This is a genomic window from Paenibacillus sp. FSL R10-2199 (assembly GCF_038000235.1).
Classification (GTDB): Bacteria; Bacillota; Bacilli; order Paenibacillales; family Paenibacillaceae; genus Paenibacillus_AQ; species Paenibacillus_AQ phytohabitans.
In genome coordinates this window covers 2,504,478-2,528,448 of the sequence record NZ_JBBOBO010000001.1, presented here as the reverse complement: position 1 = coordinate 2,528,448, position 23,971 = coordinate 2,504,478, and the positions used below count along the sequence as shown (strand labels likewise).

Genomic DNA, 23,971 nt, shown 5'->3' with positions numbered 1-23,971 from the left:
ATCAATGAAGAATATACAACCAGCTGAGGTAGTATATAGAAATAACTATTTTGTACCATTGTCCCTGCCACTTATATCCGATATCGTAGGCTATAACACACCTATGGAAGGGGGCAGATGTCACCCCATGCAAGCATCACAGCCTTCATTATCTGCAGGAAATGGCAGTACGCCGAAGACCACACGGTTGAAAGTTATCGATATGGTCCGCGGCATCACCATCCTGCTGGTCGTCGTTGGACATGCCGGCCTGACTCCAGCTGTACTGAACGATATGTTCAGAGATTTCCGCCTCCCGCTGTTCTTCATCGTCTCCGGTTACTTATTCAGCGCCTCCAGGTATTTTGACAACCTTAAGCTATTACTGCGGACCAAGCTCCTGACTCTCGTCCTCCCCTACTTCACAGCCGGGCTGCTGACTTACTGCCTCTGGGCACTCCTGCGGATGCTCGCCAGCGACCATAGTCCGGGTGTTGGCTGGGTCCAGCCGCTGGCCGCCCTCCTCTACGGCAACTATTCCGATGGACTGCTGCTGAACATCCCCATCTGGTTCCTGACCTGCCTGTTCGTCACACAGATCGTCTTCTGCATCACCATGCGCTACATACACACACGCTCCTGGCAGCTCCAGCTCGGAATCATGCTTGCCTTAAGCCTGACCGGCTACGGCCTGGGACGGGTCATCTTCCTGCCCTGGAACATCGATGTGGCCCTCGTGGCCCAGCTCTATGTGTTCATCGGCTATAAGCTGAAGCAGCATCAGGCACTGAGCAATATCCGAATTTTCAATCTGAATACGCTAATCCTGCTGTTCATCTTCCTGGCTGCCGCCTACTTCAACTCCTATGTCGATATGAATAACCGGGTGTACGGCAACCTGCTCCTCTTCTACCTCGCCGGTATCGCCGGAAGCCTGCTCGCCATCAAAGGCACCCAATTGCTGTCCAAGTCCAAATTATTCGCGGCCCTCCTGACCTACATCGGCCAAGAATCCCTGGTCATCCTGATCTTCCATTACGGCGTCTTCATCCTGCTGCTGAACTTCCTCGAACATTATGTGCTGGGGACCTATCTGGGCTGGTTGCCGACCACTATAATTGCAGTAGCCGGATCGCTCGCCTTGAACCTGGTGATTCAGAAGGTCCCGGTGCTTAGCTTGCTGATTAGCGGGAGGAGGGGGAAGGGTAGTAGACAATCGACCTCTGAGCCCGATGGCAGAAATGCTATTACACTAACGGGTGGATAAACGTACTGATTTTCCTATACAACGAAAAGAAGACCTTGGGTACTCTCACTCACCAAGGTCTTCTATAGATTATTATAGATATATATCTATTCAGAAAGCTCTCTTACATCAGCTTCTTAATCTCATCCAGTGGTAACTCAACGGCTTTGGATACAGCTTCCGGAGTAAATCCATGAAGCAGCAATTTACGGATAATCTCCGCTTGGGCTTCTTCTTTTCCTTTTTCTTTTCCTTCTTCTATTCCTTCTTCGTATCCCCAACGTTTCCAGGCTGGCATCAACTCCATTATTGCTTCACCTTCCTCCGGGTATTGTTTCATTAATTCTCTTAGAATCTCTTCATCCTGTGCCCGATCCGGCTTGAAATACAAATCTGCCACGGACATAATCAGCGCCAGCCGTCCCTGATCCAAATGTGCTTTTAGCTGCATGAACATTCGCAGGAACTCCCCGCGTACTTCTCTCGCTTCTCTTGTAGTATAACCCATTTTGGCTAGTAACGCAGCAGCCACTGCATTATCCGAATTAATAAATTGGCGCCAGTTCTGCTTACGCAGCTCCACCTTTAGAAACTGGAAACGCAGGATTTGGTGCTCCGGAATACTCATTTCCAATGTGTCCTGCTCTTCCCTGATCTCGTCTGAAGTAAAAACCGCAATCGGAATAATCAGCTTATGCTCTTTCCGGTAGCGCTCGAATAGACGGCTGAAGTAAATAAACATCCGTTCGTGAAACTGTGTGTCTCTATACGATTGCGGCTCCAGATGGATTAGAATATAACCGTCCAGCCCTTTGTAGCGGATCTCCAGCAGCAAATCCAGTTCCCGTGCTTCCTCGCCAACGATGTCCACCAACAATTCCTGCATCAGAAACCGGCTTTCACTGTAATCAAGCATAGAATCCAGCTCAGGAAAAAACAATTCAATAAATTCCTTAAAGAACGTCTCCAGCAGCTTCTTAAAAGCTTCATCATGCGGTATGGATATTTCTATCGCCTCCCGTTTCAAAAAATACAACTTGTCCCATGTAATTATATTCCATTTTACTGGATTCGTATATGATAAAAAGAACAAATGTTCGCTCAAAAAAATTGTAAATGAGCAGCGAAAAACGACGGAAACATTCAGGTTCCCATCGTCATATGAGCAAGATTTCATTCTCAAAAAGTCTCTATCGTTTCTATACCTATCACGGAGCAATTCCGCTTATGCCGAGCAAAAAGCAATCAAGCCCGCTCCCGCACAACCTCTGGAAGAGCTGGCTCCCGCCGCGCCGACGCACTTGCCGACATCAGGCTGGAGAGCTGCTTATAATTCATGGCGAACAGCATACCCAGCGCCGCCTCCATCAGGATGATGAGATCCCTGTTCGGGATCACGAGCGGAATGGCAATTACACCAATGACGATGATCCCCCATGGCAGGAGGTGTTCCAAATACTGCGCGATGAAGCGGTTAAGCCACAGCAAAATATGTATGCCAACATAGGTGCAGATCAGCACCAGCCCCCATATCAGCACAATGTGCAGACGGCCAAGACCCAGCCGGTCAAACGCGAGGATCAGGAACAGATGGGTAAACAGAAACAGCAGCGAATGCCTGCCGACATACAGCAGCGGACTTGCGGGAGCATAGCTTTTGATACTTCGGAAGAGAGAGAACGCCCCGAACAGCACAGTCATAGACAACAGCAGATAGGGCATGGACATATTATATTTCACGTAATCCGCCTCACTCACGCCACCGTAACTTACAATCCCCAGCAGTGCGGCGGCAACCAAAGTCAGGATGAGGTTCACCCGGTTACTGGCCCGGTACGCAAAGACTCCCGCCAAGAAAGCAAACAGCCAGGGAAAATACGTAAACCCGACCGTCTCTGTGAACACAACAGATTTAAGCGGAAAGTCCGGCAGCCGGTGCCCGATGAACGAATGTACTGCAAACACGGCCAGCGACAGCAGCAGATACAGATAGAGCGGGGGCTTAAGATATTTTTCCAGCAAATAGACACTGAGGACGCCAAGCGCGATGATCTGGGGAACATCCATGATGCGAAAAGCCTGTACATCCGGTCTCCACATCAGATTGTAGGCGAACCCTATGACCGCGAACAGCACATAGAAGCCGAGCAGGGAACTGAAGCTGCGCCGCTTCACCTGCAACGTAGTAGTCACACCTGAGACCGCGAAGAACAGGACAGGGGCCACACCCGCAACAATCTGGAACACCCGTTCATTGCCGTAGAAGTACAGCGGAATATGCGCAATAATCATCAAAATACAGCTAATCCCCTTAATCGCATCCAAGGAATAATCATATGGCTTCAACCCTTCACCTTCCTCTCCGTTCATATGTATTTCAACTAGAGTATAGAGTGAAATCCAAGATCCGCCATCCCTCCAAAGTGTAGCCTTCCATAACATTTTTGCGTGTATGTGTAAGGTACAGGGAATGAAGTGCACTTGAAGCCAAAAAAATAGAGACCCCTCAGGTCTCGTTAGGTCTCTGTCGTCTCTATATCCCGTTTGCGAAGCAGCTGCCTCCGCTGTTTCCCCCGTTTAATCCACATCCGATTCGCATCATCGCGGTAGAACCGGATCTGTATCCATCGCAAAGGTGTCCATATTTCCCTAAAATGATAATTAGGCATGGTCCATCTCTCCCAGACTATAAATAGATTTGCTTCTAATTATAGACCGGGATACCTAGTTTGTTTGTCGGTTTGTGGATGGTGAGGCTAGAATATTAATTTCTGTAATCGAGTAGGAGGGGGCGGCAAGCCCCCGTCCTCTCACACCACCGTACATGCGGGTCCGCATACGGCGGTTCCAAAAGGTTAACAAAGTTCCAGATAGCGTGAAAGTAAACTCTTCAGCCCTTTTGCTTCCCAATAGGAAGTCGAAAGGGCGTTATTCGTGTTCCGGGACATTTCCCACGCGCCTCGCCGCGAGTTGGCCATCTTAAAACAAGCCCACTTTGGAACCCCGAGTGCTCGAAGCTCGCGGATTCGTGTACGTACTCGTTTCCACTGTTTCCACAGACACATTCGAAGTCTCCTCCGAATCCACTGGTCCAGTGTTTGGAAGTGTGTCTTCGCCGAGGCTAGACGGAAATAACCGAGCCAACCCATCAGATAGCGGTTCAGTCGGTAAATCCTTTCTTCCATGGAAATGGACCAGGTACGTTTCGTTAGCTCTCGAATTCTCCCTTTAAAAGCTGCGAGACTCTTCGGAGCAATCCGAATCGTTGCCTGTTTCTGGCTCAGGAAACTGAATCCTAAGAACTTTCGGTGCCAAGGTCTCGCTACCGCACTTTTCTCCCCGTTTACTTTCAGTTTTAGCTTTCCTTCTACAAACCGACTTACCGATTCCATGACACGCTCGCCTGCTCGTTTACTCGCCACAAAGATATTACAGTCGTCCGCGTAGCGTACGAATCGCAAACCTCGCCCGGTCAGTTCCTTGTCCAGATCATCCAATAGAATGTTTGCTAGAAGCGGACTAAGCGGACCGCCTTGTGGCGTTCCCTCCCGGCTACGCTCCCATTTTCCATCCACCATAACTCCGGCGTTTAAGTAAGCACGGATTAGCGTCAGCACTCTTTTGTCCTCCACTTTCCGCGCCACTCTTGCCATTAGCATGTCGTGGTTTACCTTGTCAAAGAATTTCTCCAGATCCAAATCCACGACCCATCTGAGGCCGCCTTGGATATATCTTTGGGCTTGTTTAACGGCGTCATGCGCGCTCTTCCCCGGCCGAAAGCCGTAGCTGTACCACGAGAATTGTGCGTCAAAGATCGGGTTCATGACTTGTAAAAGTGCTTGCTGGAGGAAACGGTCCATCACAGTCGGGATGCCTAGCTGCCGTACACCGCCTCCAGGTTTGGGGATTTCCACCCGTTTGACTGGCGCAGGTCTGTAAGTTCCCGTCAGAAGTTCAGTTTTCACCGATGTCCAGTGCGTATTCAGGTAAACTTGTAGATTCGCTACCGTTACACCGTCCACACCGGGCGCTCCTCCATTTTGCACCACTCGTTTGTAAGCGAGTCGAAGGTTATCTCCTTTGAGCATTTGCTCCAGCAAGTTGTTCTGGTCTTCGCGAGAGGAAGGGACGACTTGTGCCGACGAAGAACTCGGCGCTCCGGCATACCCTGACGGCTTCACCGCTTCTCTTTGCCGCAAGCTCCCTTGCGAGATATTCTGCTGTCGTTGCTCTTCATGCGAACGCATCGCTTTCCTCTCTCCTTTCGGTTCAGCCCTTCCGTAAATTGTTGCAACAGCTTACGTACTATGGCTTCTGCTGACTCCTGCCAGTTCAGCGCAGCCTCTCAGCTACGGTTACAAGTTTTTTTTCTTGCTTATCTGACAGGTCTCCCCAGATAAGAACGTCATCTGTCTGCCCGCGACCACTGGAGTATACCGCGCCAGCCCTTGGCGGCTTTGGATTTCGTCATGTTTAGGTGACTCATCCGACTGACACAGCCTCAAATCCAGTTCGTGTACCTTGGCCCGTGCTTTTGCCTCCGGCTTCCTTCAGATTCCACCTCACGGTGGACACCCTTGCCCTTGGCTAACGGTAGGCGCTCGCCAGCCCCCGTTCGGGACTTTCACCCTAAAGATGACGCCCATGCTGGGCGTACTAAAAGAACAACGTTCCCGGTATTCCGGGAACGTTGCTTAGTACGCGGATTAAATTATTGCTGCCCGGTAAGCATCAACCATCACCATAACCGTGCCCCATAGTTTGAATAAGAATTTGAGTACTGATGTTTGCTACGGGCTCAACAGTACCAACAGGTACAATAATTGCAATAGCCAGACTACAGGAAGCTAGAAGCTTGAACAATTTTCTTTTCATGTAAGTCCTGCACCTCTCTAATTAGAAGTTTGTATTGCTCTTTCTCTTCTTCATCTGCCAGATGCCGATGCTGTTCGAACAGATTGACACATGTGATGATGTTAGTCTCGTTATTGATTCTAGCAGATGATTCCAAACTTTGCAGGATGAAGATAATCCCTTCTTTGCGCTTGTTATGTAAATAATAGGATGCCAATTCAGCAAGAAATCTGGCGTATTGGTTGGCTATGACTTGTTTGTTATGAACAATGCCATACTCTGCAAGATTTGTCCGGTAAGGAATATAGGCAGCAAAGCGCTCCAGAATATAATCAATATTCCAATCATAGCGGTTAGCCGATGAGATAATATTGTATAAAGCTATAAATATCTCATCTGTTCGAAGGGAGATATATTCGACATATTCAGAGAGGGCCTCATATTGTCCTGCCATCACCCGATAGAGCATACTGTTCGCGGTCCCCCACTCCTGGAACTGAGCCACAGTCCGCTTCACTTCTTCATTGTCCTCCTGTATCCAGCTTCCATCCATATAGAGGGACACCCAATCTAATGCCGAATTGAAGTCTCCTAATTCCTCACACACAGTTGAACGGATAAGCTGCCCGTATAGGATGTAGGAGTACAGGGGTTTCTCGGTTTTTTTCTCGTTACTCTCTCTACGGTCCGACTGGCGCTGGAGATTATAGCTAATAGTTGCTAATTGCAGCATCTTCTTCGCCAGTTCATCCACCTTATGCCACTTATGCATTGAACCATAGACATGACCCAAATGCTTCAACCCATCCAATTGATCCGCTTCATCCAACCGGTCCAGGTAGCATTCGAAGAGATGCGCCGCCTGCAAATTCCGCGTCTGGTCGTCACCAATGGCGATACGGAATAGACGGTATTGGCATACCGCGAGTCTCTCGGAATTCTGATACTTCTCACTGGCACTCACATTCTTATACAACAATTCTGCAGCTTGCCACAGCCCCTCTTGAAACAGACCTTCAGCTACTTCGAACAGCATAGGGGCATAGACCAGATTCTCTAGCAGATTCTGAACCACCTGTTCAACGCAATCCAGACGGCCTAGCGCAGCTGACCGCACAAGAAAAGGCCGCAGACGCCGCCAGGTTGGTGACGAGTAATAGAAACATTCATCCACGTATAAGCTGTAGAAATAGTCCTCTGGAAGATCCATCGCCTTAGTGATTCGCTCCAGATGGTTCATAGCAATTGGCTGCTGACCACTAAGTATCCGGCTGAGCGTTCCTGAATTAATTCCGGATTGTCCGGAGAATTGATTAATGGACATTCCCTTCTGCGACAGATACATCGCCAGTGCATCGCGAATCATATTTGTAGTAGGGACCACGCAGACACCACCTAACTGGAATCCAAATATTATATATTTGTTTTATAGATGTAATAATATGTCACATTATCCCAATGTTCAATAGTGTAGGATGTTGCAGATTAGTATAATCCGTGAACTGCGGGCAACACATTTGCCATTCTCACTGGATTTTACTGTGAATAGATTACGATTCCCGGTTATGGCAAAAAAATAGAGACCCTAGTGGTCTCGTAAGGTTTCCGTCGTTTCTATTCCCCGTTTACTTAAAAGCCGCCGCCGCTGCGATCCCCGCTTCACCCACAGCCGATCCGCATCATCCCGGTAGAACCTGATCTGTATCCATTGCAAAGGTGTCCATATTTCCCTAAAATGATAATTAGGCATGGTCCATCTCTCCCAGACTATAAATAGATTTGCCTCTAAGTATAGACCGGGATGCACTATTTGTTTGTCATTTTGTGGATGCAGAGGCTAGAATATTATAAGTGATTTTGTCGGAATTCTCTTACCGGCGGAACCAGCGTTTAATCTGTTCAAAAGCACTCTTCGCTTCCGGGCCATTATAGCCGAAGGCATTGCCAATCATCTTAGTATATTCGTTAAAAGTAGTCTCCCGGCTGTTCCGGTCACTCCACCATGTCTTCGCATTATAGCCCGAGTCGGAGCCTATATAGGTCAGCTCAATCCCTGACTTCTTATAAACATGATCGAAGATAAATTTCACCCGCCGCATATGGAAGTCAGAAGACACAACGATGGCAGACTTGAAGCCGCGCTGCTTCATGATTGGGAGTGTGAACTGGGCGTTCTGGTAGGTGCTCTGGGCTTCGTCTTCGGTGAGGATGGCCTCTTCCGGGATGCCCAAGGCGAGGGCAGTTTGGTGCATGTCGCCGGATCTACTATTTATCGCTTTGACATTGGATAAGAATACGTAGGATATATAGCCACATTTATACAAAGTAGATGCTAGTGCAACACGTCCTCCGCTACCACTTAATACGATGATAACATCAGCATCTTTAGGAGATTGAAAATAGTCCAGATAACGTCCAGCGTAAAGAAACAATATGAAAATTAATAGAATAGGCAAGTACATCAAGGAAATTCTTCTCTTGAAACTATTTGACTTAACATAGGCTTGCTTTTTTTGCATTAACATTTTTCCTCCTAACTAAAATAAATCCCAACTAATTCATATGATTCAAATTACCATCTAATATCCAAATCAATTGACTAATAAAAGGCATAGAAGTTACTCACTAATAAAAGTTACTTGTCTCCATAAAAAAGATCTAATGTATTAATTATAAGATTAAATTGATCTCTAGAAATAAATACAGTGCATAAATGCAGTATATTGTCGTTTACCGCCCACACTTCGTTATATACTCTAATCGCAGATAAAGCAACTTTCAACAATTCACCTACCTTAAATTTTTTTGTGGATCCGTTATATTCAACTGAATAAATACTTATATTTTCAAAAAAACACTCTCTTCAGGTTTATGCGCGGATATAAAGACCATATTATTATTCAGTCTGGTCTGTGCAAGCAGACAAACACACATTATAGAGATATCTTTTTCTATTACTAGAATACGGTGATTATATCCGGTAACTCCTGGACAAGCAATTCTGACAGCTTCGTAGCGTTATTGTTGAGAAGAAACATAAGCACTATTGGATCACTGATAGAACATAACTCATACAAAGCGAATTCTTTCCGTCTACATAAATATCATCTGCTAAAATAGCAAATACTATTCACTGGCTTCCGAAACTTAGTAATCATACAGCGTCAATGATTAATCCTTAATCAACTTCATCAAATAGAATGTACTATAATGTTAAGGTAAGAAGGAGAAAGTATATCTTTCAGTTTTTCACCGTTTTGGTTAAACAAAAAATAGATAGGAATAAAACATCGTTCAAATCTGAATTAAAGGCTTTTTAAAACTATATAGATTGAACTGAAAATCTTTACGCCCGAACCAGTAGCCGATCACTCAATTTAAGAGAGCTCTGATTGACTCGTTTCATGAAAGCTGCGACATGAATACGGATGGCATAATACTTATGAAAAAGATATTGTTTACGACATCTTGTTTTAGCCTTTCCACAATCCTTCGACAGGATTAGTCTCAGAGTAATACTTGGATAAAAAACAAGCTGAAGTCTCGGATTCTCTCACAGTGAGGCTAAATTTCATCAGCATGATGAGTGTGGGCATTGTCTAATACCATGACAAGTTTGCCTTTCGAGGCATGTAAGATATCTATTAAAAAACTTCCAAGGCCACCGCATCAAACTTTTCTTCTTCTCGATGGGTCACACGGCCCGTTTTGTAGTGGATGGCAGCAAACAGTTTTGCTCCTTTATGCTCACCATGAGTTGGGATTTTGCGTTGTTGTCCTTTCGGACACCAGTTTTACTGCAAAGCCAAATAGGCTAGGATCATGGATTCATCTTCAAATAAAATATGGTCGATTTCTCCCTAGTTAAGTTGCTTATTAAGCTCAGGTAACGCGACCTCGCGTATTTGTTTCTGTTCCTCTTTATTGGCTCGTACCAGAGTATAGGTGGCTTTCGTGTAGTGTAGCTAAAACAAGTTGGTTCAGCATTTTAGAGATTCCTTTTAGTGTATATTTCTCGCCGAACTCGCGAAGGATCCATGCACGGATGATTCTTAACGTCCAAGAGTATTTCGCTTCAAATCCAACATCGGTATTTGCTTAGCCATGATATCTTTCAGCTGTTCTTCATGTTCGTCATAAAGTTTCCGATTCCGTCGGAGTAACCACCAAATTCAAAACCTTTAAGTCCCTGCTTGCAATATTTTTTCCAATACTGTCTAATATCAGGGGATGACCTGCCCAAAATATCTGTAATTTCGCTTAAAGTCCGGCCCTTCAAATGCAAATGGACAGCTTAATATCTTTCATACATGCGCGTACTTTCCGTTTCTTTCATGACCGTTGTCAGCTTTTCAATCTCTTCTACATATGTCACTTCGATCCCCGCCATTTTCGCTTCTCAATTTTATAAGTTTAATCTATAAAGAAATCGAATTTTTATCACAGTAAACAAAATATGTAATCTAGCCAATATTTCTTTGCATATTTTGTCGAATTTCATATGTGAAGTGCCTTAACTAATTCTTTAAAAAGTGATAAAGTAAATAATAAATTTGGGGGAGAAGTGATACGTCTTGCTGATTAATTATTTTTGGAAATTTAGAGATACGATTAGAGGGGATATATCAACAGATAAATACATTAAAGCAGGAATGAAAGTTGGGAAAAATTTTGCTCGTCAGGGTGGATGTAGATTCGATTATTCTCATTGTTGGCTAATAGAAATAGGCGATAATGTAGGATTTGGACCTAATGTACAAGTATTAGCTCATGATGCTAGCACTATGAGATTTATCGGTTATACAAAAATAGGGAGAGTAGTTTTTGGAAATAACATACATGTGGGCGCAGGATCAATTATTCTTCCAAATACTAAAATTGGAAGCAATGTAATTATAGGTGCTGGATCAGTTGTTACAAAGGATATTCCAGATAATTGTGTAGTAGTCGGTCATCCTGCAAAAATCTCAATGAAATTAGAAGATTTTATAGAAAAAAACAAAGATTTAATGGACAAAAGGCCAATGTATGATAAGAACTGGACAACAAAAGGAGGAATAACATATTCACAGAAAGAACAGATGAAAGAGGACTTAACTGATGGTTTAGGTTTCATTCTTTAAAGAGAATTTCCCACTAACTTATTAGTCAACTTTTAAAAGTGGTGACCTTGGAACATCTCGGATAAACTCATTAACTTTGCATCAAAATTTAAAAAGACAAAGATCAATTGAATCTTTGTCTTTTTATCATTCTAAATACATCTTTCAATCATTACTAATAGACCCATATTTTAATAAGAAATCTTTAAATGATGGTAAATTCTCATCTTTCTCAGAAAGTATAATCTTCTCCGTGTTGAACTCCCAATCTACAGATAAATCATCATCATTCCAAGCTATCCCACCATCGTACTCAGGATAGTATTTACTATCACTTAAGTAATAAAAAGTAGTATTATCTTCTAATGATAAACACCCATGTGCAAATCCTTTAGGTATAAACATCATCTTTCTATTCTCTGCCGATAGAATTGTACTATAATATTTTGAAAACGTTAGTGAATCTTTCCTTAAATCTACTGCAACATCTAATATACTCCCTCTCGCACATCTGATAAGTTTTGCTTGCGAGTAAGACGTCTGAAAATGTAAACCTCTAATAACACCTTTACTTGATGTTGTCTCCATTTCCTCAATAGGATCAAATAAAATTCCTTGTTCAGAAAATATATTTTTTTCGAAAGTTTTTTTTACAAACCCTCTATAATCGCTCGCATAAAAAGGATCTATTACAAAAAGACCATTTATATTTGTTGATGTAAACTCATATTTATTAATCATAATTTCCTCCTAACTTGAGTTTAAAAACTTGTTATGTATTATTTCAAACAATCCTAACAAATTTTAATTAATCACACCAAAAGATGATTATATCAGAAAATATTGAAACAAGTTACACATAAGTAACATAAGACAACTATTACTTAATGTTATAATAATAAAAAAATCAACATTTCATTGATTTATTTATTCATTGTTTTTATCCACTCCAATGTTAATTTAATACCATCTTCAAAAGTGTATTTATGGCTAAACCCAAGCTGTTGTATTGTTTTACCCATCGTGAACCATTCTTTTAGATACACTGTTCCATCGTCTTTTCTTATACCAAAACCTAACTTAGACTCGGGAGATACCACATTCCTTGTTTTCTTGAGAAATTCCTTTAACGGGAGAGGCCGAGGTCCTCCAATAAAAAAGTACTTATCGGTTCCATTATCAAACCCAATTTGAATTAAACAGTCAACACAGTCTTCAATATAAATAAAGTCGAAAAATTGTTCAGCTTTTGTAAATTCAGGCGTTTCATTTAGTAATAACTTTTGAATCGTATAATTTATAATGTTTGATGTTTTATCACCTTTTCCAAATACTCCTGACAAAGTACACCATGTATAATTAATATCATTTTTATAACAATAAATATCCAATAACGAATGATAAAAATTCTTACTAAGAGCATAAGTGAAATTTTCAGATACTATACTATTCTTAAGTGCTAACTCTGCCATAAACTCACCAATAGTTCCAATTGCAATAAATTTGCTACACCCTAATATTTTCGATTGTTTTGCACACTCTAAAGAATTTGATATATTTTTCATTTGAATCTCATGATTTGCTCTATCTGGTCCAGATGCTCCTGCCCAAGCTAAGTGGAAAAAAACATCAATATTCTTATCAGGGATTATTTGTTCTATTTGTTGAATTTCATCAAGATCACAATAGATGATATTAATATTTTCGTGTTCTATTATCATTTCAATATTTGATAATATATTTCTCACAATTGCAAATACTTTCACATTTTTTTTTGCAAGGTTATTTGTTAATGCGCTCCCAATAAATCCATTTGCTCCGGTAACTATTGCTCTCTTTTGCATATAATCACTTCTCCATCATGTAAGAAATAATCTGTTGTTCCATTAATGTGTTTATATTTACTCCATTATAATAAGCCTTGGCCCATTCAATAGTTTTCTCAATAGTCTCTGATATACCCCAAATGGGAACAAGTCCAAAGACACTCTTCACTTTTGCTATATCTAATTTCAAAAAATTCGCTTCATGAACATTGTTTTCATCACTCAAATCTACCCATTTCAAAGCTTCACCCCAAGACTTACAAAAGAGATTGGCTAAATCACCTGTCTCTATGCAGTCTTTCTCATTAGGGCCAATATTATAATTTCCAGCTAAAGACTTATCATAATATGTTCTCATTCCGATAAATAAATATGCAATTACCGGTTCTAACACGTGCTGATATGGCCTAATAGATTTTGGATTCCTAATTTGTATATCTTCGCCAGACATAGCTGCTCTAATACAATCTGGTATAATTCTATCTTCTGAAAAATCTCCTCCCCCAATTACATTACCTGCTCTACAAGTTGAAACAGCCAATTCACTCATATATTTGAAATAGGAATTCCCATAACTACTTGTGACAAGTTCACTACAAGACTTTGAATTAGAGTATGGGTCAAAACCGTTCATTACATCATTTTCTCTGTATCCCCACTCCCACTCATTATTTTTATACACTTTATCCGTAGTTATATTAATGAAGGATTTAACACTTGGGCAATGTCTTATAGCTTCGCAAATATTCACTGTCCCCATAACATTTATTTCATAAGTATCTACTGGATTCTTGTAAGATTCGCGAACTAAAGGTTGCGCTGCCATATGAAATACTATCTCAGGTTGAAATTCATCAATCGAACTTCTGAGACTTGCTAGATCCCGGATATCTCCTACTCTGTGATTTATTTTATTTTCCAGATTTATTATCTCAAATAAACTTGGAGCTGTATTAGGATTCAAGGAGTATCCCATCACTTCAGCCCCATTCATTATCAAAACCTTACACATCCAGCTCCCTTTAAATCCTGTATGACCTGTAATAAATACTTTTTTTCCTCTATAAAATGATAAGTCCATATTTACCACACTTTCCAGGGAGCATTCCCTTTTTCCAAAAGTTCTTCTAGTAGCATTTTATCTCTCATTGTGTCCATACATTGCCAGAAACCATCATGTTTATAAGCTTTAAGTTCGCCCAATTCAGTCAGCATTTCTAAAGGGTATTTTTCAAGAACAGTACTATCATCTTCTATATAGTTCAAAATTTCAGGATTTAAAACCATATAACCTCCATTAATCCATCCACCATCTTGTAAAGATTTTTCTTTAAAACTAGAGATAGTATTTGAATCATTTATTCCAAGAACTCCAAATCTGCCCCCAGGCTGAATGGCAGTTAATGTGGCCAATTTTCCGTGAGAGTTATGAAAATCGAGAAGTTGGTTTAAGTCAATATCACATACACCATCTCCATATGTCAACATAAAGGGTTCATCCCCAATATAATCAGTTACACGCTTTACTCTACCTCCAGTCATAGTGTTAAGGCCAGTGTCAACAAGAGTAACTTTCCAAGGCTCCGCAAGATTGCTATGTACAGTAACTTCATTTTTATTAGTAAAATCGAAGGTGATATCTGATCTATGCAAATAATAATCAGCAAAATATTCCTTTATCATGTAACCTTTATAACCACAACAAATTATGAACTCATTGAATCCATAGTAAGAATAAGATTTCATAATATGCCACAAAATAGGCATCCCATCAATTTCAATCATTGGTTTAGGCTTCAGGTGTGACTCTTCGCTAATTCTTGTTCCAAACCCTCCAGCTAATAAAACTACTTTCATCTTGAAATCTCCTTTAATATATATTTAAAAACAGAGAGGCTCATACTCCAACAAAATTATACATATGTTTCTTATTAATTCCTAATAAAAAACCTCACACTTTTTACCGTTTCTATGATGTGTTTTTTATTAAAATATACAAGTAGCGTGTATAGACCTAAATAAATTATAACTGAAAACCATGAATCTATGAACCAACTAAGAAAAATAAAGATAAAACATAGGAGGTTTTCTAATAACATATTTTTATTGTAAGATACTTTTAATATCTTCGATAAAATTAATTCTGCCAATATACATCTAATAGCCAAAAGGAATGTAATTGAAATCACTGCGAGTGTTAAGTTGTGTAACAAAATAAAAACCAAGGTACTTGTAATAATACTCATAATTACAACTACTAAGTTAATATATAACAAAATCTTCTCTTTCCTTAGCACTTTCATATACGTATTTATTATAAGTGACATTTTGCTTTCAAAAAAACATATCGGAAAGAGTAGGGCCATGTAGTCTAAGGCATCTGAATAATTGGGCAACCATAGAGATAAAACTAGTTTGATAGGGTAATAGAATGATATGATTCCCAATAGAGGTACTGATAAAAGTGTTACGGAATACTTATATAACTCTGGGAGCTTATCAATGGACGCTCTGCACAACAAAGGAAATATAACTAAACCAATAGCATTTATAAAAACAAGCATCATATTGTTAAGACTTAAAGTGAAAGAGATTTTACCAAATACCTCTACACTCCAATTCAATTCAATTCCCAATTGAACAATTCCTACAATAAGTATCCCTGCTAAATTTGCTAAAGCTAATTTAATTCCTACAGTTATGTTTTTAATTGATTCCGTTTTTGCATTATTAAGTGATTTCAATTTACTAAAGATAATATCTTTACATTCAAACATCACATAAATTAGAGTTATTAATTTCACCAAAATATCAATAATAATTAATTTTTCAAATTCAATATCAGCAGTAAAAAAATAAGCTAATAAACACACACAAAATAGTATTCTATCGAACAACATTAACTTAGCATATTCTTTAATCTTATTAGTAGCTTGGAGAATGTACTGAAAAAAAATTCGACAAATATATATCAAACCACCAAAACATGTAGATATTAGTACGTACTTTTTATTATTTTCAAAATCATTAATAAATATAAAAGTTAAAATGATACTTATCGAAAAAAACAAATACACAGCCATACTGTAAAACTGAGTATTAAGTTCTCTTTTGGGAAGATCGTCATATTCATATCCACCAAATCTTAAATAAATACCATCACACCACCCTAAACTAATAAAAACAATATAAGATGAATAAAAGAGGTACAATTGCCAATATGAATATTCTGTAACACCTATGACTTTTGGTAGAATAATTACTGTCAATAAAGAAACAGCAAGCGAAAATATATTTACACTTACAGTATATGAGATACTTTTAATAAAACTAATAGCTCTATTACTTACCATATAAAATTTTACCTTTTCGTTTATCTGAAGCTTTTCTAACTAACCTATATAAGAAAAAAGGTACTCTTTTATACAAGCAATGGATCATTTTTGTTTTAATACTTAAATCACTATTGACTAGTTGACCAGCCCATGGTGAAATTTCTAAATACATAAGGTATTTTTCTTTTAATGGGTGTGTACAATTAATACACCAAGGTCTATTATAAAAACCGGTTACCCAATGAATAATAACTGGTTGTTTGATAGCTTCATCAATTTCTTTTTGTGTATACATAGCATCAACCTCGCATAGAGCTTCTATTTCTTCAGCTTTATGCATTACCAAATAGCTCATTAAATTGAATTTCGGACTTAAAATTAATATATCTCCTTTACAGATACTATTAATCACTCCTTGATCCAAAAATGGTACATTCCCATTATATGTATTAATAAAAGATATACATTTTTCTTGATAATTGTTTTTCCTCCAGTTATTTAAATTCATTAATAAGAACCCTGTATTAATATACTTTTCGTTCCCATGAATGTTGACGGAAGATTTAAGTCTTGGAGCAGCATCATCCCATACACCTGCCACTGAATATGAATTCAAATCAATCTTCCATAACTCCTCAAGAGATGCCGAAACTGAGGTATCACAATCCAGGTAGATTATTTTGTCAATTTCTTCGAATTTTCCATAAAACAATTTTGAATAAGTTGCAATACTATACCTTCCATTCTGGTCATCTGCCTTAAGAGAATCACATAATTCTGTACAGGAAACAAAAACGATATTCCGATTATATTTTTTCACAATGTTTTGCAATTCAAATTTCGACTCTTCTGTGATATTATTTTCAATTAGATAAATAAATATATCATCAAAAGATTTATTATTAGCTAGTAATGATATCATAGATACACCAGCATGCCTTACATATTCTTCTCCACAAGCATAAGCAACATTAAGTCTCATTTCAATTCCAGCCTCTTTTCTTTTGCAAACTTCTGATATAATAGTAAACAGGAAATGGTAGTATTTTCCTCAAAATATTTCTAATTTTCACTTTTAAAGAAATCACTCCATTTTCCAACTCACCATCCCATGGGGATATCGTCAAATATTCCAAATATTCATTTTTATAAGGATGATTACATTTTTTAAACCATGGTCTATCATATATTTCATTTGAATAATGAATAACAATCGGATTCTTCCTCGCATTATCCAATTGAAATTCATTATAATAGGTTTCATCCTTGGTTAATTGTTTAATTTGATCACTACTAAAAGCAAGCATTATTCCAGTTAAGTTATATCTTGGGTCTAATATTAATATTTTATTTCCACATATATTGCACATAATGTTTTCTTCAATAAATTCACGCCCTGTATTTTTTTCCAAAAACTCAATTATTTTTTTGTCCATTTCGTATATCCGCCATTTCACAAGATTGAAAAGAACAAAACCTACATTAATGTATTTGTCATCATTGCTGTTAGAAAACCAATTCCTATATTGAATAGGCGTAGGCATTCTAACACCAGCCATCAAATAATTTGAAATATCCATATTCCAAAGTTCAAGGAAAGATCCTTTAATCACCATATCACTGTCGATATAAAGTATCTTATCCACTCCTTTTAATTTATGAAAATACATTTTCGTATAAATAATATTTGAATAATAATTATTTTCTTTGAAACTTTTTACATCAAATATATCTGAAATGGGGATAAAAACTATATTTCTATTGTACTTTTTTGTAATACTATTCAATTTCTGTTTGGTTTCTTCTAGTAATCCATTATCTATATAGTAAATAAATATTTCATTAAAATCTTTATTATTTTCAAATAATGAAATCATTGATACGCCAGCATGTTTTGCATAACCATCACCACTAGCATAAGCAATATTTAATCTCATATATCCTCCTCAGGAGTCCTCAGTAGGAACGCGGATTGTATTTTTTTACAGTGAGAACTTAGTTTTTTAATTAATCATCAGTTTAAATAATTATGTCGCTTGTTTATTTATAATAATAGGGTTTAATAAAAACAAATAAAAATATAAGCAATTTGGTCCAAATATTGCATCTCCTCCGATTGATAGTATAAGAGTAAGTATAATTATAATCTTCTGCTTAATCGCACCCTTGTAAAAAATCGCAGTTGATACAATAAAAAACAATATAACTCCTATAATACCAAAATAAAAAAACAGATTTGGGATTGCTGGAATATAATATCCTGGATCAATCATACCTCTACCAAAAAGAACTTCTATAGTTGACAAACCTTGTGTCGAAAATGCTATTCCATAGTTCCCCATTCTCCCAGCAGCTGCTGTACCTAGCCCTCCAGAAGTTTCTCCAAATACTCTAAATATAAAAGTTTGATAATATTCTGTATTTACAACCCCAAATATAAGAACTGGGGTTAGTAAAAGCATCGTTATAATAAACTTTATTTTTTTCTTATTTGATAATAAATTTTTACAAATCCATAGACCCCAAAGCATCGCACAAGCTATAAAACCAGTAGCAGAATTTGATAATACTAAACCAATAGAAATAAGTATTTCCGGCCAATAGTCTGTATTTTTTTTCTTTTCTGCAAACAAGCCTATTGCTAAGTATAATAATACATAAGTTGCATAATGTGCCGGTTCTGAGAAGAACGATCTTGGTCTAATAAGGTATCCCGCATTCATTATATTCTGATTAAAATCCAACAAATCACTACGCATTAGCTGTAAACCAGGTACAGTCCCAGGTATATAAACACCTACAAAACGAACCATTAAAATCTGAAAAATAAGAAAAATAGTAGAAATTATACTTATATATTTAAGAACCTTCACACCTAATTTAACATCAAAGAAGTTTGGAGCAATGCAAATTACAGTTATTAAATAGAAAACAAATCTCCCTGTTCTTAAAGCCGCATCGTTTAAAAAAGGGATATCTTTAAGAATGTATAACACTACAAATTGAAATAATACATAAAACAGAAATAATAATAAATTAATGTTCAACTTACTTAAAACTAGCTTTTTGGTTTTAATTAACTTAAATATAAGGAACGGATATATTAGTATCAATATTGCATCAGCCATCGATATACTTTCAATAGGAGTTGCATAGAGAAAAATCAATTGAAATAAAACCAAAAATATTGTAAATAACCTATTTAAGCTCATAATGTCTCCTGTTCAAAACTATCTTAATAATTCTGATAAATATCAATATATTTTGCAACCATATTTGAAATATCATATTTGCCGCTTCTTGTAAAACCGGCGTTAGCTTTGTTAAGATATAGTTGATTATCATTTAAGAATACCATTATTTTGTTTGCAAGTTCTTTAGCATCGCCTACTTGAAATAATTGATCCTCATCGCCTATGACTTCAGATAAACCTTCAACATCAGTGCCAAGTACTACTATTCCTGCACTCATTCCTTCAAGCGCAGCCAACCCAAATCCTTCCCAGTTTGATGACAATATCAAAATATCAACTGTTTTTATTATTTTTTCAATATCATTTCTGAATCCAAGAAAATGAATACGGTCATTAATACTCAAATTAGTCACTAAAGCTTTGTTTGCTTTTATTAATTCTCCTTCACCAATGAGAAGTAAATGAATATTTTCCGGAAGCATTGCAACAGCTCTTATCAATGTTTGATGATCCTTCTGAGTTGAAAACCTACCGATCATGCAAAGAATTTTCGTTTCATTTGTAAACGCACTTACAATTTCACTTTTAACATACCCCTTCGCATTTTTAAATTTCTCAAGATTTATACCATTTTCAATAACAATAGATTTTTCTTCACTTTTCCCAAAAAGGTTTATCCATGAATCAAGAGCCTTTTTAGTAGCCATACTTATTGAGATTATTATATTGAATTTCGAATAAATAAATTTATCAATATATCTAAAAAGTTTTTTTCCCCGTCTTCGATTACTTGTATTATGTTCTGTAGTAATTAATTTAGGTCTTCTTTTTTTTATAAACATACAAGCCATTGCTGTCCAATATTGAGCTGGAAATAAATGCACATGTACAACATCAAACTTCCCTTTAATTATATGTTTACGTATATAAAATATATTTAATGGACTTCGAATCCTTCGAATTGGGACTACGCTTATATTTATGTTTGCAGCTTTCAATCCTTTTTCGAAAACATTGGCTTCATTCGTCAATAATAATAACTCTACAGATATACTAGAATTATTATTCATTAACGGTAGAGTTTCTTCGATAAGTTTTTCAGCACCACCAGAACCTAAATTATTAATTATATGGAGTATTTTCAAAACGATTCTCTCCTAAATCCGAATTAGTTCCACTTAAATAAAGAAATAATAAAAATATATCAAGCTTCACTAATTATTTTTAGTATCTCATTATAATTTAATGAAAGAATAAAGAGCCCCTCAAACTTCTCTTACATTAAAAATTTTGTCGAAAATCTATCCATTAGTGTATGTGTACATTAGTGTATATGTACATTGAATTTCAAAAAAAAACAAAAAGGCTTCAAAGAAATTTCTTTTATGCCTCACGTTTTAAGCTCTTTGTAATTCTTTAATATCATTAAAGGGTTATTCTAATAGATTCATTAGATATAAGCTGTGAATAAACAGTTAGCAATAATATATGCATTATGATGGCTATTCAACTTGATATATTGCTTCGTACTGTTTAATTATGGTCTCAATCGAATAAGATTTTATGAATTCAAGATTTTGCGCCTTAAACCTCGTGACTTCTTCCTTTGAATTATATAATCTCAAAACTGCTTGAGAAAACCCCGCTAAATTATTGGTATTAATAAGGATTCCATTAATGTTATCTTTTATTAAATCTCTATTCCCTCTACAATCGGATACTATGATCGGTAGCCCCGTTGCCATTGCTTCAAGAATGTTAACTGGTAGTCCCTCTTGTCTAGAGGATGATATTGCTATATCACTTAAAGACATAAGTTTATTTACATCTTCGCGAAATCCTAAAAAATCTATATTATCTTTAACTCCTGATTCAATAGCCTGGCTTTTATACTTTTCTAATAGAGGCCCAGTACCTACTAATAAGAGTTTTATAGTTGGTATCTCGATTTTAAGAGAACTAATCATATTTATTAATATATCTTGATGTTTTCTAAAACTAAGTTCTCCCACATAAATCAAGATAAAATCATTAGAATTATAACCAAACTCTTTTCTCAATTCATTTTTCTCGACATAAGTCCGTGGTTGATATTTGTTTAAATCAATTCCAACACCATTTATTAGTGATATATATTTTGTTTTGAATTTATGTTTTGCTATTAAATAATCCTCTTCATTAAGAGTAATTAAATAATCATTATATCTAGATAAGTATTTTTCAATAGGATAGTATATGCCCCAATTTTTCAGTGGAGCACCTTCATAAAAATGAAACCCATGAGCTGTGTATATAACTTTTGTGCCCATTTTTCTAGCCCTACTTGCAGCCAAACGAGTGAGCACACCACCCATTGGAGTATGACAATGAATAATTTGATAATTATTCACCTCGATTATCCCCCTTAATTCTTTAAATGCTTTTACATTTTGTATTTTAAAGGGGGAACGCGCAATAGATATACTATACTTCTTATCGACATATGGTAATTCTAAATTACCATTTGCCACAACATGAACTTCCCATCCTTTTTCTTTAAACCATTTTAAATATGGTAGATGGAATGCCTTAATATGAGTATCTATAGTGGCACAAAAAAGAATTTTTTTTTTCATATAATCTCCTAATACAACACTTTTATTAATTGAATAATAGTATCCTGTTCAGTTCCTTTTAATGTACTTCCTGAAGGTAGACAAATGCCAGTTTCGAATAATATTTGACTAACACAAGGGAGTTCATTATTATTGTGAGAAAAAAAAGAACACTCTTCGAATAAATTCTGCATATGCATAGGTTTCCATACTGGTCTTGCTTCTATATTTTCTTTTTCTAATTGTAGTAGAATTTGTTCCGTCGTTACAGGATAGTCACTCTTAATTGTTAGAACACTCAACCAGTAATTAGGAGTTCCTTTGTCACTTATTGGCATTAATTCTATAGGATTATTTTCAAATTTATTATTATAATTTTCAAATATGCTTTTTTTTGTAAAAATCCTTGATTCTAACAGCTCCAACTGACCTCTACCAATTCCTGCACAAATATTAGACATACGGTAGTTATAACCCACTTCTTTATGTTCATAGTGCCTAGTGGCCTCTCTAGATTGTGTAGACCAGAAACGCATTTTTTTTATCGCTTCTTCGTCATTGGATACAACCATCCCCCCACCAGAGGTAGTAATGATTTTGTTTCCATTAAACGAGAAAATACTAATATCACCAAACGTGCCACACTTTTTCCCTTTATAGGTTGCACCTAACGCTTCTGCAGCATCCTCAATTACTGGTACACCGTATTTTTTGCAAATAGGAAGAAGTTGATCATAATCAGCACTTTGTCCATAAAGATCTACGATAATAACAGCTTTAGGCATTTTATTTTCTGTTTTTGCCCATTCAAAAGCTTTTTCGAGTGCAATCGGAGACATATTCCATGTTTCTGGTTCAGAGTCAATAAATACTGGATTAGCATATTGGTATAAGATCGGGTTACAACTGCCTGCAAAAGTTAAATCTGAGCAGAATACATAATCCCCCGGGCCGACTCCGTAGTATTTTAATGCCAGATGAATCCCAGCAGTGCCTGAAGAAAGGGCTAATGCATGATCCACCCCAACATATTCACACATTTCCTCTTCAAACTTGTCTACATTTGTTCCTAAGGGTGCTATCCAATTCGTATCAAATGCTTCTTGGATATATTTCATTTCGTTTCCGCTCATGTGAGGAGGAGATAGGAATATACGTTCTCTAGTCATTTTATCGTCACCTTTTATATTAATTAAACTTTATAGGTTTAGCTGGCGAACCTACCGCCGTACAATTCGCTGGTAGATCTCTAACTACCACAGCACCAGCTCCAACAATAGTTCCTTCTTCGATGGTTATACCTTGTATCACTTGAGACCCTGTTCCTAATTCTACATTATTGTTAACCAAAGTATTTCCAGAGAGGTTAACACTTGGATACAACGTAGAATAATCGCCGATTACAGCATCGTGTCCAATAGTGCAATCTAAGTTAACAATAACATGGGTACCTAGTGTGATATTTACTGTTAGTATAGAGCCTGCACATATAATACTGCCTTCACCAATTTCTACCCATTCCGACATTACTACAGAAGGATCTATTAATGTCACGTAATTGATATTTGAGAATCTTGATAATTCAGAAATTGATTTCCTTCTGGTCTTTGCATTGCCTATAGTGGAAACTACTGAAATATTTGCTTCTCTTGTACCGAACCATTCCACGCCCCCCAAAACCGGAATGCCATTGATAGTTTCACCTTTAAGGGCTGAATTGTTATCTATAAACCCAATAAGGTTCCAAGTTTCCTTAACTCGATTAATATTACTCACTAACCAGGCAACTTCTCTTCCGAATCCACCTGCTCCTATTAGTACAAGGTCCTGCATGGGTACTT

Annotated in this window: 20 protein-coding genes; 2 read left to right on the top strand and 18 right to left on the bottom strand. The window is 37.5% G+C overall.

Features of this window, described 5'->3' with window-relative positions; translation table 11 throughout:
* Nucleotides 1–127 precede the first annotated feature (127 nt).
* Entirely contained in the window at nt 128–1,246 is a 1,119-nt protein-coding gene (locus tag NYE33_RS11130) for an acyltransferase family protein (protein WP_076247870.1), read from the top strand.
* 103 nt (nt 1,247–1,349) lie between these two features.
* Here the strand turns inward: NYE33_RS11130 and NYE33_RS11125 are convergent, their stop codons facing one another.
* The 6 genes from NYE33_RS11125 to NYE33_RS11100 form a co-directional block, all read right to left on the bottom strand.
* Complete coding sequence (locus NYE33_RS11125; protein ID WP_341065809.1) at nt 1,350–2,261, bottom strand: Rpn family recombination-promoting nuclease/putative transposase; 912 nt, start codon at nt 2,259–2,261, stop codon at nt 1,350–1,352.
* Nucleotides 2,262–2,470: 209 nt separating this feature from the next.
* Nucleotides 2,471–3,571, bottom strand: a complete 1,101-nt coding sequence (locus NYE33_RS11120; protein ID WP_341065807.1) for a hypothetical protein — start codon at nt 3,569–3,571, stop codon at nt 2,471–2,473.
* A gap of 509 nt (nt 3,572–4,080) precedes the next feature.
* Nucleotides 4,081–5,472, bottom strand: a complete 1,392-nt coding sequence (gene ltrA, locus NYE33_RS11115; protein WP_081969805.1) for a group II intron reverse transcriptase/maturase — start codon at nt 5,470–5,472, stop codon at nt 4,081–4,083.
* A 590-nt stretch (nt 5,473–6,062) separates the two neighbouring features.
* Nucleotides 6,063–7,463: a helix-turn-helix domain-containing protein gene (locus NYE33_RS11110; RefSeq protein WP_341065805.1), complete on the bottom strand. Its 1,401-nt coding sequence runs from the start codon at nt 7,461–7,463 to the stop codon at nt 6,063–6,065.
* Nucleotides 7,464–7,950: 487 nt separating this feature from the next.
* The gene (locus NYE33_RS11105) at nt 7,951–8,541 is read right to left on the bottom strand and encodes a YdcF family protein (RefSeq protein WP_341068636.1); all 591 of its coding nucleotides are present in this window, start codon (nt 8,539–8,541) and stop codon (nt 7,951–7,953) included.
* 1,459 nt (nt 8,542–10,000) lie between these two features.
* Entirely contained in the window at nt 10,001–10,114 is a 114-nt protein-coding gene (locus NYE33_RS11100; protein ID WP_341068635.1) for a hypothetical protein, read from the bottom strand.
* A gap of 539 nt (nt 10,115–10,653) precedes the next feature.
* Here NYE33_RS11100 and NYE33_RS11095 point away from each other — a divergent pair.
* On the top strand, nt 10,654–11,202 hold the full coding sequence (locus NYE33_RS11095; protein ID WP_341065803.1) for an acyltransferase: 549 nt from the start codon (nt 10,654–10,656) through the stop codon (nt 11,200–11,202).
* Nucleotides 11,203–11,346: 144 nt separating this feature from the next.
* On the opposite strand, the gene rfbC is transcribed toward NYE33_RS11095, so the two are convergent.
* The 12 genes from rfbC to NYE33_RS11035 form a co-directional block, all read right to left on the bottom strand.
* The gene (rfbC, locus tag NYE33_RS11090; protein WP_341065799.1) at nt 11,347–11,922 is read right to left on the bottom strand and encodes a dTDP-4-dehydrorhamnose 3,5-epimerase; all 576 of its coding nucleotides are present in this window, start codon (nt 11,920–11,922) and stop codon (nt 11,347–11,349) included.
* A gap of 182 nt (nt 11,923–12,104) precedes the next feature.
* On the bottom strand, nt 12,105–13,025 hold the full coding sequence (locus NYE33_RS11085; RefSeq protein WP_341065796.1) for an NAD-dependent epimerase/dehydratase family protein: 921 nt from the start codon (nt 13,023–13,025) through the stop codon (nt 12,105–12,107).
* A gap of 4 nt (nt 13,026–13,029) precedes the next feature.
* Entirely contained in the window at nt 13,030–14,088 is a 1,059-nt protein-coding gene (gene rfbG, locus NYE33_RS11080; RefSeq protein ID WP_341065793.1) for a CDP-glucose 4,6-dehydratase, read from the bottom strand.
* Between the two features lie 2 nt (nt 14,089–14,090).
* Nucleotides 14,091–14,864 carry a glucose-1-phosphate cytidylyltransferase gene (gene rfbF, locus NYE33_RS11075; RefSeq protein WP_341065790.1) on the bottom strand — a complete coding sequence of 258 codons (774 nt, stop codon included), beginning with the start codon at nt 14,862–14,864 and terminating at the stop codon, nt 14,091–14,093.
* A 74-nt stretch (nt 14,865–14,938) separates the two neighbouring features.
* Nucleotides 14,939–16,360, bottom strand: coding sequence for a lipopolysaccharide biosynthesis protein (locus NYE33_RS11070; RefSeq protein ID WP_341065788.1), 1,422 nt, complete (start codon nt 16,358–16,360; stop codon nt 14,939–14,941).
* Nucleotides 16,350–17,324, bottom strand: coding sequence for a glycosyltransferase family 8 protein (locus NYE33_RS11065; RefSeq protein ID WP_341065785.1), 975 nt, complete (start codon nt 17,322–17,324; stop codon nt 16,350–16,352). The genes NYE33_RS11070 and NYE33_RS11065 overlap by 11 nt, the downstream gene beginning before the upstream one ends.
* Nucleotide 17,325: 1 nt before the next feature.
* A complete protein-coding gene (locus tag NYE33_RS11060) occupies nt 17,326–18,279 on the bottom strand; it encodes a glycosyltransferase family 8 protein (protein WP_341065783.1) in 954 nt (317 codons plus the stop codon).
* Nucleotides 18,280–18,369: 90 nt separating this feature from the next.
* Nucleotides 18,370–19,554: a hypothetical protein gene (locus tag NYE33_RS11055; RefSeq protein WP_341065780.1), complete on the bottom strand. Its 1,185-nt coding sequence runs from the start codon at nt 19,552–19,554 to the stop codon at nt 18,370–18,372.
* A 23-nt stretch (nt 19,555–19,577) separates the two neighbouring features.
* Complete coding sequence (locus NYE33_RS11050) at nt 19,578–20,681, bottom strand: glycosyltransferase (RefSeq protein ID WP_341065778.1); 1,104 nt, start codon at nt 20,679–20,681, stop codon at nt 19,578–19,580.
* A 357-nt stretch (nt 20,682–21,038) separates the two neighbouring features.
* The gene (locus NYE33_RS11045; RefSeq protein WP_341065776.1) at nt 21,039–22,151 is read right to left on the bottom strand and encodes a glycosyltransferase family 4 protein; all 1,113 of its coding nucleotides are present in this window, start codon (nt 22,149–22,151) and stop codon (nt 21,039–21,041) included.
* 8 nt (nt 22,152–22,159) lie between these two features.
* Complete coding sequence (locus NYE33_RS11040; RefSeq protein WP_341065774.1) at nt 22,160–23,263, bottom strand: DegT/DnrJ/EryC1/StrS family aminotransferase; 1,104 nt, start codon at nt 23,261–23,263, stop codon at nt 22,160–22,162.
* Between the two features lie 55 nt (nt 23,264–23,318).
* Nucleotides 23,319–23,963, bottom strand: coding sequence for an acetyltransferase (locus NYE33_RS11035; RefSeq protein ID WP_340840100.1), 645 nt, complete (start codon nt 23,961–23,963; stop codon nt 23,319–23,321).
* Nucleotides 23,964–23,971: the final 8 nt, after the last annotated feature.